At 72.2% G+C, this 13,575-nt stretch carries 12 protein-coding genes; 1 reads left to right on the top strand and 11 read right to left on the bottom strand.

Features of this window, described 5'->3' with window-relative positions; genetic code table 11:
- Positions 1 to 3: 3 nt before the first annotated feature.
- The 7 genes from ACIRVK_RS12325 to ACIRVK_RS12295 form a co-directional block, all read right to left on the bottom strand.
- Complete coding sequence (locus ACIRVK_RS12325; RefSeq protein ID WP_404245930.1) at positions 4 to 747, bottom strand: SDR family NAD(P)-dependent oxidoreductase; 744 nt, start codon at positions 745 to 747, stop codon at positions 4 to 6.
- Positions 744 to 1,715 (bottom strand): fumarylacetoacetate hydrolase family protein, encoded by a 972-nt coding sequence (locus tag ACIRVK_RS12320; protein WP_404245928.1) that lies wholly within the window; start codon positions 1,713 to 1,715, stop codon positions 744 to 746. The genes ACIRVK_RS12325 and ACIRVK_RS12320 overlap by 4 nt, the downstream gene beginning before the upstream one ends.
- Before the next feature lie 115 nt (positions 1,716 to 1,830).
- Complete coding sequence (locus ACIRVK_RS12315; protein ID WP_404245926.1) at positions 1,831 to 2,769, bottom strand: VOC family protein; 939 nt, start codon at positions 2,767 to 2,769, stop codon at positions 1,831 to 1,833.
- 14 nt (positions 2,770 to 2,783) lie between these two features.
- Complete coding sequence (locus tag ACIRVK_RS12310; protein WP_404245924.1) at positions 2,784 to 3,782, bottom strand: amidohydrolase family protein; 999 nt, start codon at positions 3,780 to 3,782, stop codon at positions 2,784 to 2,786.
- Complete coding sequence (locus ACIRVK_RS12305) at positions 3,779 to 4,915, bottom strand: FAD-dependent oxidoreductase (protein ID WP_404245922.1); 1,137 nt, start codon at positions 4,913 to 4,915, stop codon at positions 3,779 to 3,781. Before ACIRVK_RS12305 ends, ACIRVK_RS12310 begins: the two co-directional genes overlap by 4 nt.
- A gap of 173 nt (positions 4,916 to 5,088) precedes the next feature.
- A complete protein-coding gene (locus ACIRVK_RS12300) occupies positions 5,089 to 6,048 on the bottom strand; it encodes a cyclase family protein (RefSeq protein ID WP_404245921.1) in 960 nt (319 codons plus the stop codon).
- Positions 6,045 to 7,031: a fumarylacetoacetate hydrolase family protein gene (locus ACIRVK_RS12295; protein ID WP_404245919.1), complete on the bottom strand. Its 987-nt coding sequence runs from the start codon at positions 7,029 to 7,031 to the stop codon at positions 6,045 to 6,047. Before ACIRVK_RS12295 ends, ACIRVK_RS12300 begins: the two co-directional genes overlap by 4 nt.
- 119 nt (positions 7,032 to 7,150) lie before the next feature.
- On the opposite strand from ACIRVK_RS12295, the gene ACIRVK_RS12290 reads away from it, so the two are divergent.
- Positions 7,151 to 8,101 carry a LysR family transcriptional regulator gene (locus ACIRVK_RS12290; protein ID WP_404245916.1) on the top strand — a complete coding sequence of 317 codons (951 nt, stop codon included), beginning with the start codon at positions 7,151 to 7,153 and terminating at the stop codon, positions 8,099 to 8,101.
- 31 nt (positions 8,102 to 8,132) lie between these two features.
- Here ACIRVK_RS12290 and ACIRVK_RS12285 read toward each other — a convergent pair whose 3' ends face one another.
- The 4 genes from ACIRVK_RS12285 to ACIRVK_RS12270 form a co-directional block, all read right to left on the bottom strand.
- Positions 8,133 to 9,392 (bottom strand): MFS transporter, encoded by a 1,260-nt coding sequence (locus ACIRVK_RS12285; RefSeq protein WP_404245914.1) that lies wholly within the window; start codon positions 9,390 to 9,392, stop codon positions 8,133 to 8,135.
- A gap of 228 nt (positions 9,393 to 9,620) precedes the next feature.
- Complete coding sequence (locus ACIRVK_RS12280; RefSeq protein WP_404245912.1) at positions 9,621 to 10,571, bottom strand: expansin EXLX1 family cellulose-binding protein; 951 nt, start codon at positions 10,569 to 10,571, stop codon at positions 9,621 to 9,623.
- Between the two features lie 97 nt (positions 10,572 to 10,668).
- A complete protein-coding gene (locus tag ACIRVK_RS12275; protein WP_404245910.1) occupies positions 10,669 to 12,549 on the bottom strand; it encodes a DUF2264 domain-containing protein in 1,881 nt (626 codons plus the stop codon).
- Positions 12,546 to 13,565 carry a hydroxyacid dehydrogenase gene (locus ACIRVK_RS12270; protein WP_404245908.1) on the bottom strand — a complete coding sequence of 340 codons (1,020 nt, stop codon included), beginning with the start codon at positions 13,563 to 13,565 and terminating at the stop codon, positions 12,546 to 12,548. The genes ACIRVK_RS12275 and ACIRVK_RS12270 overlap by 4 nt, the downstream gene beginning before the upstream one ends.
- Positions 13,566 to 13,575: the final 10 nt, after the last annotated feature.

Below are 13,575 nucleotides of genomic sequence, written 5' to 3'. Positions count from 1 at the left end.
TTTCTAGTTCCGTACGGCGTCCGAGATGGGCTTGGCGCCGCCGTGGGCGGTGAGGCCGCCGTCGACCGGGATCTCGGCTCCGGTGACGAAGGACGACTCGTCGGAGAGGAGGAAGGTGACGAGCGGGGTGATGTCGTCGACGGTTCCGGTGCGGCCGAGGGGTGTGCCCGCGAGGTTGGCCTCGCGGAACGCGGGCGCGGCGGAGGCGGTCATCTCCGTCTCGATGTAACCGGGGTGGACGGTGTTCACTCGGATGCCGCGCGGCCCCAGTTCCATGGCGGCGGTGGCCGACAGGCCGCGCAGTGCCCACTTGCTGGCGGTGTAGGCGACCGGGTAGTGGGCGGTGAGCGCCGCCGAGGAGCCGACATTCACGATCGACGCACCGGGGCGCATCAGCGGTGCCAGGTGCTGGATGCCCAGCAGTGGCCCGGTGACGTTGACCGCGTGGACGCGGGCCATGTCCTCGGGGCGTACGGCGTCGAGGCGGGCGCGCCAGGTGATACCGGCGTTGTTGACCAGGCCGTGGACCTGGCCGTACGCCTCCGCCAGTTCGGCGGCGAGTTCGGCCCAGTCCTTCTCGCTGGTGACGTCGAGGCGGCGGCAGCCCGGTGTCTCGGTCACGTCGGTGGCGATGACCCGGGCGCCCTCCCGGGTCAGTGCCGCGGCCTCGGCTGCGCCCTGGCCGCGGGCCGCGCCGGTGACCACGACGACCTTGCCGAGGAGCCTCTTGGGGTGGAGGTCGGTCACGGCCGCTCCCGGGTGCGGCGCCGGCCGGTCGGCAGCGGTACCGGAGTCGTACCGGCGACGACCGTGTTGGAGACGCTGCCGACGCCCTCGACGGTGAGGGTGACCGTGTCGCCGGGTTTCAGAGGGGGCGGGTCCTGTCGGCCGCGTACGCCCCACAGCTCGGCGAGGCAGCCGCCGTTGCCGCAGGTGCCGGAGCCGAGGATGTCGCCGGGGCGGACCCAGGTGCCGCGGGAGGCGTAGGCGACCATCTCCTCGAAGGTCCAGCTCATGTTGGACAGGAGGTCCTCGCCGACGACCTCGCCGTTGACCGAGGCGGTGAGTGCCAGGCGCAGGAAGCCGTCCTCGTCGCGGTACTTCTCCAGTTCGTCGGCGGTGACCAGGTAGGGGCCCAGGGTGGTGGCGGTGTCCTTGCCCTTGCAGGGGCCGAGGCCCACCCTCATCTCGGCGGCCTGGAGGTCGCGGGCCGACCAGTCGTTGAAGACGGTGTAGCCGATGATGTGGTCGCGAGCCTGCTCCGGGGTGAGGTCGCGGCCCTCGGTGCCGATGACGGCGGCGACTTCGAGTTCGAAGTCGAGCACGGTCGAGCCGGGCGGTACGGGGATGTCGTCGTGCGGGCCGTACACCGCGTAGGGGTTGGTGAAGTAGAAGGTGGGGGCCGCGTACCACTGCTCGGGGACCCCGGTCGCCCCGTCCACCGAACGCCGTACGCCCTCGACGTGCTCCTCGAAGGTGACGAAGTCCCTTACGGTGGGCGGCTGCAGCGGGGGCAGCAGGCGTACCTCGGAGACATGGGGGCCGGGCGGGACGTCCACGGTGGTGGAGCCCGCGTCCAGCAGTTCGGGCAGGCCACCGCCGTGGGCGAGCAGGCCGGTCAGGGAGCCGACTCCGGGGAGAGGGTAGAGCGTGCCGTCCTCTTCCACGACGGCCACGTGGCGTCGGTCTCGGTACTCGTACGCGGCGAAACGCATGGCGGTTTCCTGTCGGCTGTCGGCGTGCGGGGTGGGCATGGGGGCCGGGGGCGCGGCGGGGAGTCAGGGCAGTTGACAGGGCAACCGCGCCCCCGGGGACCGGGAACCGCGCCGGTCAGACCGGCGGGGCGACGAACACGCCGCGGTCGACGTCGTTGAAGGACTCCTTGGCCACCAGTTCGTTCATGGGGTTGGCGGTGCCCCACTGGTCGGTGACCTCGGGCTGGGAGAAGTCGTAGACGTGCGGGTGCCAGGTGTCCTCGTCCAGCAGCTCCAGTTCCGTCGTGTACTCGACGGTGTTGCCGTGCGGGTCGAGGAAGTAGGTGAAGGTGTTGTCGCCCGCCATGTGGCGGCCGGGCCCCCAGACCTTCTTGAAGCCGGCGCGGATCACCCGGCCGGAGCCGCGCATGTACTCGTCGATGCCGCGCATCTCGAAGGAGATGTGGTGGAGCGAGGTGTGCGGGCCCCTGGAGATGGCCATGGAGTGGTGCTGGTTGCTGATCCGCATGAAGTGCATGACCTCGCCCATGTGCGGCGAGCTGAGGGTGTCGGAGAGCCGGAAGCCGAGGTGCTCCTCGTACCAGGCCCTGGTCCTGTCCAGGTCCGGTGAGTTGAGGACGACGTGCGACAGCTTGACCGGGATCGACTCCTTCGCCTCGATCTTGCGGTGCTGCCGTACCTCGACGTCCGCGGAAACCTCGATGGTGCGGCCGTCGACGTCGAAGAAGCGGAAGCCGTAGCCGCCTCCGGGGGTGTCGACCTTGCCCGGCTGCGAGATCAACTGCACTCCGCCCGCGAGGAGCTGCTCGGCCAGCGTGTCCACGTCGGCCGCGCTCGCGGCGCCGTAGGAGACCAGGTCGAGGCGCTTCTCGTCGGACTTGCGCAGCCGGACGACGTACTGCTCGGGGCTGCCCTCGGCGGCGAGGAAGGAGATGCCGGAGTCCTCGGCGACCTTGGTCAGGCCCCAGACCCCGGAGTAGAAGTCGAGCTGCTTGTCGTAGTCGGGCACGGCGAGGTCGACGTGCCGCAGGTGCGTGAGCAGACGGTTGGACATGTGGGGGGTCCTCCTCAGGAGAGGTCGAGAAGCGCGGCGGCGTTTCCGCCGCGTACGGCGTGGAAGTCGGGGTCGGGCAGCCGGGCGGCGCGCAGGGCGGTGACCGGGTCCTCGGTGCCCATGTCGAAGGCGTGGTCGGAGCCGAGCAGCACCCGGTCCGCGCCCGCCACCCGGACGAGCTCCCGCAGGACATGCGGGTCGTGGACCAGGGAGTCGAAGTACAGGCGCCTGAGGTAGCTGCTGGGCAGGTGGGCGCAGCCGGCGCCCGCGTCGGAGCGGGCCGACCAGGCGTGGTCGGAGCGGCCGATGTGGGTGGGCAGGTAGCCGCCGCCATGGGCGGCGATCAGCTTCAGCCCCGGGTGCCGGTCAAGGACGCCGGAGAAGATCAGGTGCGACAGCGCGACCGCGTTCTCCACCGGCTGGCCCACGACGTTGGACAGGTACCAGCGGTCCAGGCGCTCGTCGAGCGTGCAGCCGAAGGGGTGCAGGAAGAGGACGGCGCCCGTCTCCTCGGCACGGGTCCAGAGGGGTTCGTACGCCGGGTCGGACAGCTCGCGGCCAGGGGCGTGACTGGAGATCTCGACGCCCGACAGGCCTTGTTCCAGGGCGTGTTCGAGGGCGAGCACGGCCAGTTCGGGGTGCTGCAGGGGGACGAGGCCGAGGCCGTGCAGTCGCGTGGGAGCCTGGGCGCAGTGGGCGGCCGTCGCCTCGTTGGCGAGACGGTGGACCTTCTCGGCCGTCTCCTCGTCCGTCCAGTAGTGGTAGTGCGAAGGGGACGGACTGACCAACTGCACGTCCACGCCCTGTGCGTCCATGGCGGCCAGTCGCGCGGTGACGTCGATCATCCTCGGGGCGCGCTCGCGGACCATGGGGCCGCTGACGGCGAGGGCGTCGGGGCCGTTGCGGCGGGCGTCGAGGGCGCGGGCCTCGGCCAGTCCTGGCAGGTCCGCCACCAGGGCGTCGACCTCGGGCAGCAGGACGTGCGCGTGCACGTCCACGGTGGGTGTCGTCACGGCAGTTCCTTCAGGGAGTGCAGCGTACGGCCGATCAGCCCGGGCATGTCGGCGTCGCGCACACCGTCCAGCTGCCACTGACCGAGCAGGACGGATGCCTCGACGACTCTCCGCACCCGGGGAATGCGCCGTTCGTAGTAACTCTGGAGCAGTTCGTCGTCCCAGTCCCCTCCGCCGGTCAGCAGCTCGGCGAGCACCAGGGCGTCCTCCAGGGACATCGCGGCTCCCTGGGCCATGGTGGGCGGACAGCAGTGGGCGGCGTCGCCGATCAGCACGACCCGGCCGCGGTGCCAGGATCCCTCCACCAGCAGCCGGTCGAACCAGGTGTAGTTGACCTTCTTCGGGTCCGTGATGTGTTTCGTGATCTCCGGCCAAGCGCCTCCGTAGGCCTGCGCCAGGCGGCGCATCTCGTCGGCGTAGGTGTCCGGGTCGATGGAGGCGCGGTCGCGGCACGCTTCGACGACGAAGGCGTAGATGGTGTTCTCGCTGGTGGGCGTGTAGCCGGCGATGTAGGCAGGGCCTCCGTAGGCGAGGTCGCTGCGTTCGAGGCCCTCGGGGCGCGGGGTCGCGATGCGCCAGATGGCCATGCCGGTCGGCTCGGGTTTGTCGGTGATGCCGACGGCGGCGCGGGTGGCGGAGTTCAGGCCGTCGGCGCCGATCACCAGGTCGTAACGGCCCTCGGTGCCGTCGCTGAAGCGCACGGAGACGCCGTCGGCGTCCTGCTCCAGGGCCTCGGCGATGGTGCCGAGGCGGACCGTGGCGCCGGAGGCGCGGACCGCGTCGATGAGGATCTGCTGGAGCTGGGGGCGCTGCATGCCGAGGGTGGCGGGCAGGTCGTCGCCGCCGGTCCTGATGTCCTCGGCGACGTGCACCACCGTTCCGTCGGGCGTGGTGATGCCCAGGGTGACGAAGGGGAACCCGGAGGCGCTCACCCGGTCCCAGACCCCCAGTTCGCGCAGCACGCGCAGCGCGTTGCCCTGGAGGGTGATGCCGGACCCGGTGGTGGCGTTCCAGTCGGGCTTGGCCTCGACGAGGTCGACGGTGATGCCGGCGCGGCGCAGCAGAATGGTCACGGCGTTGCCTGAGGCGCCACCGCCGATGACGAGGACTCTGCGATGGGGGTTTTGTGCCATGTCGGGATCCTCCCGAGGTTGGGCCGCGCGGCTTCGGGCGGCGGGGGTGCGGCTCGTCCGCCGAAGGGGCGGGCCAGGGGGCTGTGTGCGTCACCCGTCGGCGGGTGGAGCGGTTGGTGACCGGATGCGTCGCTGCTGTCCGGGGAGGACGCATCCGGCCGGTGTGCGGGCGGCTACTTGACGGCGACGGGGTTGACAGGTGAGCCGACGGCGCCCGTGATGGGCAGGGGCGCGGCGGTGAGCCAGAACTCGTACACGCCGTCGTCCGCGCAGTCGGCGGCGAGGTCGTCGAGGTCCCACATCTCGCCGACCAGCAGACCCAGGTTCGGGATGACGACCTGGTGCAGGGGCTGGAAGGCGTGGTCGAACTCGTTGGGCCGTACCTCGAAGCCCCAGGTGTCGGTGGCGATCGCGGCGATCTCCGTACGGTGCAGCCAGCCGGCGGAGGTGAAGGACAGTCCGGGTGCGGGGCCGCCGGCGTAGTCGCCCCAGCCGTCGCGTCTGGCGCGGGCCAGCTGACCGGTCCGTACGAGGACGATGTCGCCGCGTCCGACGCTCACGCCGTGGGCTTCGGCGGTCGCGGTCAGGTGCTCCTCGGTGATGGCGAAGGCGTCGGGCAACTCACCGCTGTCACCGACTGCCCGGCCCACGTCCAGCAGCACGCCGCGCCCGGCGACGTAGGGGGCCATGTGCTCGATGCCGGTGACGAGGTCGCCGTCGGAGGTGACGACCTTTTCGGCAGGCCGGCCGTTCCAGGCCTTGCCGTGGTCGAAGATGTGCCCGAGCCCGTCCCACTGGGTGGAGCACTGCAGCGGCATCGCGATCACGTCGTCGGCGCCGCCGATACCGTGCGGGAAGCCCTGGCTGCCGAGGGCCGCGTCGGTGCCGGTGTCGAGCATGGTGTGCACGGGGTTGGTGCGCCGGCGCCAGCCCTTCTGCGGGCCGTTCATGTCGAACCGCTGGGACAGGGAGAAGCTCACTCCGCGCCGGACGAGGGCGGCACCCTCGCGCCGCTTGGCCTCGTCGAGGAAGTTGAGCGTGCCGAGCACGTCGTCCTCCCCCCAACGGCCCCAGTTCGAGTACGACTTGGCGGCCTCGGCGATCGCGCCCTCGGGATCGGCACGGTCGATCATGTTCCGGCCTCCTCTGCGACACAGCGGGTGCGCTGGACGCCCAGCCCCGTGATCGAGCCCTCCATGACGTCGCCGTCGCGCAGCAACCGTCCCCAGTGGATCCCGTTTCCGGCCGGGCTGCCGGTCAGCACCAGGTCCCCGGGCAGCAGCCGGGAGGTCCGGGAGATGTACGACACCAGGCGGGCGACGCCGAAGAGCATGTCCTTGGTCGACTCGTCCTGCATGATGTCGCCGTTCAGCTTCAGCGTCACCCGCAGATCGCCCGGGTCCGCGATCGATCCGGCGGGGACGATCCACGGGCCGAGCGGCGTGAAGCCGGGCGCGTTCTTGCTGCGCAGCCAGTCCGTGCCGATGGCCTTCATGTCCCGGCGGAAGACGGTGGCCCGGTCGGTGAGGTCGTTGGCGATCGTGTACCCGGCGACGTACTCGAGGGCCTCCTCGACCGGCACCCGGTAGGCGGGCCTGGCGATGACGGCCGCGAGCTCCAGCTCCCAGTCGGGCTGCTCGGCCCAGGCGGGGAGGACGACATCGTCGTACGGGCCCGCGATCGTGCTCGGCAGGCCGATGAAGACGTACGGCAGGTCCTCCGCCGCCCGGCGGTCCATCACCGCCGCGATCTCCGCGCGCGCCTCCTCGACCGTGCGCGGGTCGTCGGGCGAGCGGTGGGCGACCTCCAGGTCGATCACGTGCTGCCGGTAGTTCGCGCCGGACTGGAAGATCTGGCGGGGCTCGACGGGGGCGTGCACCCGGAGACCGTCGAGGGGCCGCCACGCCAGGGTGTCCTCGCCCGCGAGGGTGTGCAGAACGGGGAGAGCCTCCTCCCACCGTTCCAGCACGGACCGCACATCGGCCGGCGCCCAGGCCAGGGCCTGGCTCAGGTCCAGCACCCGGTCCCGGACCACCAGGGCGGGGAACGGGTTCCCGTCCTGGGTGGAGAGCGTGCCGAGGGCGAAGGGACCGGCGGATTGCGCGAGTGTTGCCATGAGATTTCCTCCCGCTGGGTTGCGGTCTACTCTGACCTGGATCCGCAGATCGCGGAAATGAATCCCGTGGATGACGAGCATCCACGCGGCGAATATTCTTCTCTCCCAGGCGGTGCCCGGTGAACCTGTCCCGACTCGACCTCAACCTGGTCGTCGCCCTCCGCGCGCTGCTGGAGGAACGCAACGTCACCCGGGCCGGCGAGCGCGTCGGGCTCAGCCAGCCCGCCATGAGCGCGGCGCTGTCCCGGCTGCGGCGCCATTTCGACGACGAATTGCTCGCCCGGTCCGGGAACTCCTACGAGCTGACCCCGCTCGGCACCGCCCTGCGGGACCGCAGTGCGACCGCGTGCGATCTGCTGGAGCGGGTCTTCGCCAGCCAGGCGGACTTCGATCCGGCGGCCGAGACCCGCGACTTCACCCTGCTCGCCTCCGACTACGGCGCGGCCGTGTTCGGGGCCGCGCTCGCCCGCGCCCTGCACCAGGAGGCGCCCGGGATCCGGCTCACCTTCCAGCACCCCGCGCCCTCCGTCGTGGAGAACACCGCGACCGTGCTGAGCACCGTCGACGGCCTGCTGATGCCGCACGGCGTCATCGACGGCCTGCCCGCCGTCGACCTCTTCAGCGACCGCTGGCTGTGCCTGGTCGCCGACGACCACCCGGAGGTGGGCGACGCAATCACCCTCGACCACCTGGCCCGTCTGCCCTGGGCCGTCTACCAGCGCCCCTACGACGCGCCGGCCGCCCGTCAGCTCAGCATGATAGGCATCAGCCCCCGGGTCGAGGTCTCGGTGCAGACCTTCCAACTGCTGCCCCACATGGTCGAGGGCACCCAGCGGATCGCGATGATCCAGGAACGCCTGGCCCGCAAGGCGGTCCGCTCCGCCGCGGTCCGCGTGCTCCCCTGCCCGTTCGAAGCCGTACCGGTGCGGGAGGCGATGTGGTGGCACCCGGTGCACGCCCAGGACGCGGCCCACATCTGGCTGCGGCAGAAGGCGGCGGAGGTGGGGGCGACGTTGACGGGCAACGGCGAGGCCAACGGCCACGCGGGGCGTGAGGACGCGTCGCTCTGACGCGTCCGTCCGCGGTGGCCCCGTAACCGCGTCAGGACGACGGCACCGTGTCAACGGCCGCGACACGCCGGCGGGCCGTGAGCAGACCTGCCGCGAGGAGGGCGGCGGCCAGTCCCAGCACGGCCACCGCACCGGCGAGGCTGCCGACCACGGACTCCACGGCCAGCAGGACGAGCGGGCAGACGAACTCGCCGCCGAAGAAGGCCGCCGTCCACAGTCCGGTGCCCCGGCCGCGGTCCTCGAACGCCAGACGGGACATGGCGCTCGTGAGGAGCGCGGGCAGCAGCATGCCCGTGCCCAGGCAGTTGACCACCGCGCCGACGACCAGCAGCGGGGCGTTGCCCGCCAGGAACATCACCCCGAAGCCGGCCGCACACAGCGCGAGGACCGCGGGCAGCATCGCGTCCGGCGAGCGCTTGAGCCGGGCGAAGGTGACGGCCCCGCCCACGGTGGCGGCGCTGGAGACCGCGGTGGCCAGGCCGATCACACCGGAGTTCTTCACCCCGAGATCGTCCAGCAGGTACGACATCTCGACCGGGACGGTGTAGAAGACCATCGCCCCGAAGAAGGTGACGGCGCAGATGCCCCGCAGTTGCCGCCACGGGAAGACGCGGCGGGCCTGGGCCACAGGCTCGGCCGGGGACTCGGCGACGGTGGCGCGGGCCGCCGGGTTGGGCAGGGCCGTCGCCATCAGCGGGGCGAACACCAGGCTCACCGCGTACACCCAGAAGGGCGCCCGCCAGCCCGCCGAGCCGACGGCCCCGCCGATCACGAAGAAGGCGGTGGCCGACGCCGAGGCGCACATGGTCTGCAGGGCGAGGTACTTCACCCGCTGGTGCCCGGAGTAGTAGTCCCCGATCAGTGTGGTGCAGCACGTCATGATCGCGGCCTCGGCGACGCCGACGAGCGCCCGGCTGGCGATGATGGCGCCGAGGGAGGCCAGGTAGAGCGGGGCGGTGCCGAACACGGCGTACAGGACGGTCGCCACGACCAGCAGGCGCTTGCGGCCCAGCCGGTCGACGATCACGCCGGCGAACGGCGCGAGCAGCGCCAGCGCGAGTGCCGGGGCGGTCAGCGCGAGGGGAACCAGCGCCTTGGCCCCGGCCGTCGACTGGAAGTAGTGCTGCATCTTCGGCAGCACCGGGGCGATCAGCACCGCCCCGAGGATCGGCATGCAGCTGCCCGCCATCAGCAGGGTCAGGCGCAGCAGATGGGCCGGGCCGGAGACGGCGACGGGTGACGAGGCGACGTCGTCGACCGCGCGGGCGGTCGGCTGGGTGGAACCGGGCATGGCGACTCCAGGGGACGTGTACGGAAGCGGACATGCCTGTGGGGGGCGCCGACAGCGCACGGCATGCGGGGATGTGCCCCACGCCGGCCGCCGGTCCGACAGCGGCGTGCGGGTCGGCACGACTATGTGCCGTGCACGGCCCCACTACCAGACCCTGAGCGATCCGAATCCCCTATCCGGGGCATCCACCGCGTGGATGCCCCGGGCCCGCCCTCCGCGGCCATCGCCTCAGTGCCGGGCGAACTGGAGTCGGGTCGGCTGCGCGACGTTCGGCCGTACGGGGAGCGCGCCGACCGTCAGTTGTTCCCCGTAGAGGTCGGTGATCCGGATCGCGCCGCCGCAGCCGGTGCCGTCGGACGAGAGGAAGTAGTCGTAGCCCGTCCGGGGCAGTTGCCGCCAGCCGCCCCCGGCGCGGACCTCCAGCCGGGCGACCGGATTGCGGTGGCCGATCACCTGGATCGCGCACCAGTACTGGCTCGACCCGGTCTTGTACCGGATGGAGATCGTCTCGGAGGTGGCGGGGCTGACCAGGCTCCAGGTGATGGGGATGCGGCCGGCCTTGGGGTCGGCGATTTTGGCGAAGGCCTGCTGGCTGAGGTCGAGTTGCCCGGGTGCGCAGGGCAGCGGGCACTCGTTGGTGATCCGCACGGTGACCGAGGCGCCGTTCGCGGCGCGGACCAAGACGGACGCCCCGCAGGCGGCGGACGTCTGGTAGTCGGTGGTGTTCATCGCCGCGATCATCATGTCGTCGCTCGGGCCGAACAGACAGGCGCCGTCGCCGTCCCCGGCCTGGTACTCGGTGGCGACTCCCTGGTAGGTGGTGCCGGGCCGGATCCGTCCTGCCGGTACCACCGAGGTCGACGTGGTCCGCCCGGCGTCGGTGGCCGACGGCCGCGCCGCCGCGGAGGTCGTACCGGACGTGACGCTCGGGCTGCCCGTCGGGCGCGCGGTGCCCGACGGGGTGCGGGTGACGGTCGGAGTCGGGGTGTCCGTCGTGGGCGTGGCCGCCGCCTTGTGGCCGGCTGCGACCTCGACGGACGCCGCGTCGGTGCGGTGGTCGGGGAGCAGGACCAGGATCAGGGAGGCGAGAACGCCCACCGCGGCCAGCGCCACCGTGGTGCCGACGATCAACCTGTGTCTGCGCCTGCGCTGCCGCGCGGCCCGCCTTGCTGTGCTCATGCCTGTCCGTTCGGAGATCGGGTCGAGGATGCACAGTTCAGTTGCCGCGGGGAGCTGAAAGGTTGCCGTCGGTTTTCGTCGAGGAAACGATGGAGCCCTACTCGATGTGCGACACCCTCAGGGGCTGCCACTCCACCCGGGTCCGCGCGCCGTCCCGCGCCCAGGTGACCTCCACCCGGGACTCGCTGACCTCCACACCGGAAACGGCCTCCGCCAGGGCGGTCGGCTCCGTGGTCAGGGCGGCCAGAGACACATGGACCGTCGTGCCACCCGCGCCGCCCCCGAGGCGAGGGACCTGGGCCCAGCGGGTGTAGGCCGTCCCCTGCGGTGCGCGGACCAGGGCGGGCCGCCCGTCCCAGCCGTACAGGCCGTGCAGGGCCGAGACCAGTGGCTCGTCCGGTCCGGTGGCCCAACCGGTATGGGTGACACGGGAGTCGGCGGGGGCGCCGAGCACCCGGTGGACGCGCAGTTCGTACGGGCCCCGGGCCACCGTCACACTCTCCACGCGCAGGCCCGGCACCATCGGCGGTCCCGCCGCGAAGACCGGCCGGTGCCAGGAGGCGGCCCAGCCCCAGCCGTCACCGCTGCCCGCCCCCAGCGGATGGACACGGCAGCGGCCACTCCCCCGGCCGCCCACCTCGACGGACAGGTGGTTGTCGGCGACGTTGCCCCTCGCCGTCGGTCCGGTGTGTGTCGAGTACGCCTGCCGCCCGTAGTGCGGATCGTCCGCGTCCGCCGAGTCGCCCTCGTGCGGGCGTACGTGGTCGGTGCCGTGGTTGTGCAGCCGTACGATCCCGTCGGCGCGGGTCGACTGGATCAGCAGACCGGGGGCGGGCAGGGCGCGGACCTGGTCGGCCCTCTCGACCGGCGCGGGCTCCTCGGGGGCCGTCCACAGCGGGTGGTCGGACGGGGCGAGGAGGGCGACGAAGGCCTTCGAGGCCCAGTACGGGGAGGACGGACCGGAGTAGGGCTGCAGGGTCGCCTCGTGCGGGCCGTACCAGCCCAGGCTCAGCAGGCCGTCCTCGGTGACCGCGCCCCGGTCCAGGAAGTGCCGCAGGGTGCCGCTGATCAGGCGGCGGGAGGTGCCCGGAGTCAGCGGGGTGTGGCCCGTGACGGCGCCGAGGCCGACGGCGGCCGAGGCGGCGAAGCGGTAGGTGAGGGAGCGGCCGAAGTGCACCGGGGCGCCGTTCCCGGCGAAGAAGAGGGAGAAGGCGTCGAGGTGTTCACGGAGGCGGGCCCCGTACACGCCGCCGTCGGATCCGGCCAGATGGGCGTCCAGGACGGGATACAGGTGCAGCGCCCAGCCGTTGTAGTGGTCGAAGGCGCGCGCGTCCCCGTCGGTGTACCAGCCGTCGCCGACGTACCAGCCCTCCAGCAGGTCCCTCGCCCGCTGTCGTACCGCGGCCGTCTCGGCGTCGCCGCGGCCCACCGACTCCAGGAAACCGGCGACGGTGTACGGGAAGAGGTACCAGTTGTTCGGCGCCGGCGTGTGGCGCAGGGCGCCGCGCAGCCAATCCTCCGCGCGGTCCTGGACGTCGTCTTCTAGGTTCTTCCACAGCCAGGGCGCGGTCAGGCGCAGGCCGAGTGCCACCGACGCCGACTCGACCATGGGCTGGCCCTGGACGTGGTGGTCGAGGATCAGCGGCCAGGACTCGGTGTCGTCACGGCCGGGGGTACGGGTGCCGGCGGCCAGGCCGCTCGCGTAGCGGTCCAGCCAGCCGTGCGGGTCGGCGCCTCCGGCCCCGGCGACACGGAAGGCGGCGGCGAGGAAGGTGCGCGCGTAGCCCTCCAGGCCGTCGGAGCGCACGCCCGAGCGGGCGGGCCGTCCGGGCAGGTCGAGCAGGGCGCTGCCCGGGGTGCTCCAGCGCCAGACGGCGGCCAGCAGACCGTCGGCGACCGCTTCCCAGTGGGCGCGGGTGTATCCGGTGAACGGGCTCGACTCCCGGTCGTCCGGGGGGAGTTCGAAGGGAACGGTCATGCCGTGTACGCCAGCCTCTCTCGTCGTACGGGATGCAGGAAGCCGGTGCCGGCGGCCCAGCGGGCCGTCTCGGCAACGGCGACTTCGGCAAGTCGGCGCCACTCGTTGCCCTGGGAGCCGGCGAGGTGGGGGGTGATGAGGACGTTGTCGCAGTCCCACAACGGGTGCTCGGGCGGCAGGACTTCGGGGTCGGTGACGTCGAGAACGGCCCGGATGCGGCCCGCCGACGCCGCGTCGGTGAGCGCGTCCTGGTCGATCACCGCGCCGCGCGAGGTGTTGATCAGCACGGCGTCCGGCCGCATCGTCTTGATCAGGGCACGGCTGACCAGGCCGCGGGTGGCGGGCAGCAGCGGCGCGTGCACGCTGACGGTGTCGCAGCGGGTGAACAATTCCCTCAACTCGACGCGTTCGGCGCCGAGTTCAGCCGCTTCGGCGTCAGTGACGAACGGGTCGTGCAGGAGGACGTCGAGGTCGTGGGGGCGCAGGAGTTCCATCACCCGGCGGCCGATCTGGGAGGCGGAGAGGATGCCGACGGTGCGGCGGTGGTTGCCGACGGTACGCGGGGTGTCCAGCATGGGTGCCCGGACCCGGGTGGTGCGGTAGTGGGCCGCCCGCTCCAGGACCCGTTTCCCGGTCAGCAGGATCATGGCGAGGGTGTACTCGGCGACCGGCAGGGCGTTGGCGGCGGCGGCCGAGGAGACCTCGATCCCGCGGTCCCAGCAGGCCTCGGTGATGTGCCCGCGGACGGTGCCCGCGGTGTGGACGACCGCCCGCAGCCGGGGCGCGGACGCCAGCACGGCCGCGTCCAGGGGCGGGCAGCCCCAGCCGGTGACCAGCAGGTCGACGTCGGCGAGGACCTGGCGGGCGTGCGGTGTGGTGAGGTCGTCGAGGGCCGGGGGCGGCACCAGGTCGCAGATCGCGGCGAGGGCTTCCAGGGACTCGGGGTCGAGGACGGCCGCGGCCGCCTCCCGGGACATGGCGAGGGCGGCACGTGGACGGAACGTCGGGTCGGTCATGGGGGTGCGT

Origin of the sequence: Streptomyces sp. NPDC101152, from assembly GCF_044768275.1 — a bacterium.
GTDB lineage: Bacteria > Actinomycetota > Actinomycetes > Streptomycetales > Streptomycetaceae > Streptomyces.
This window is presented reverse-complemented; position numbering and strand designations above follow the sequence as displayed.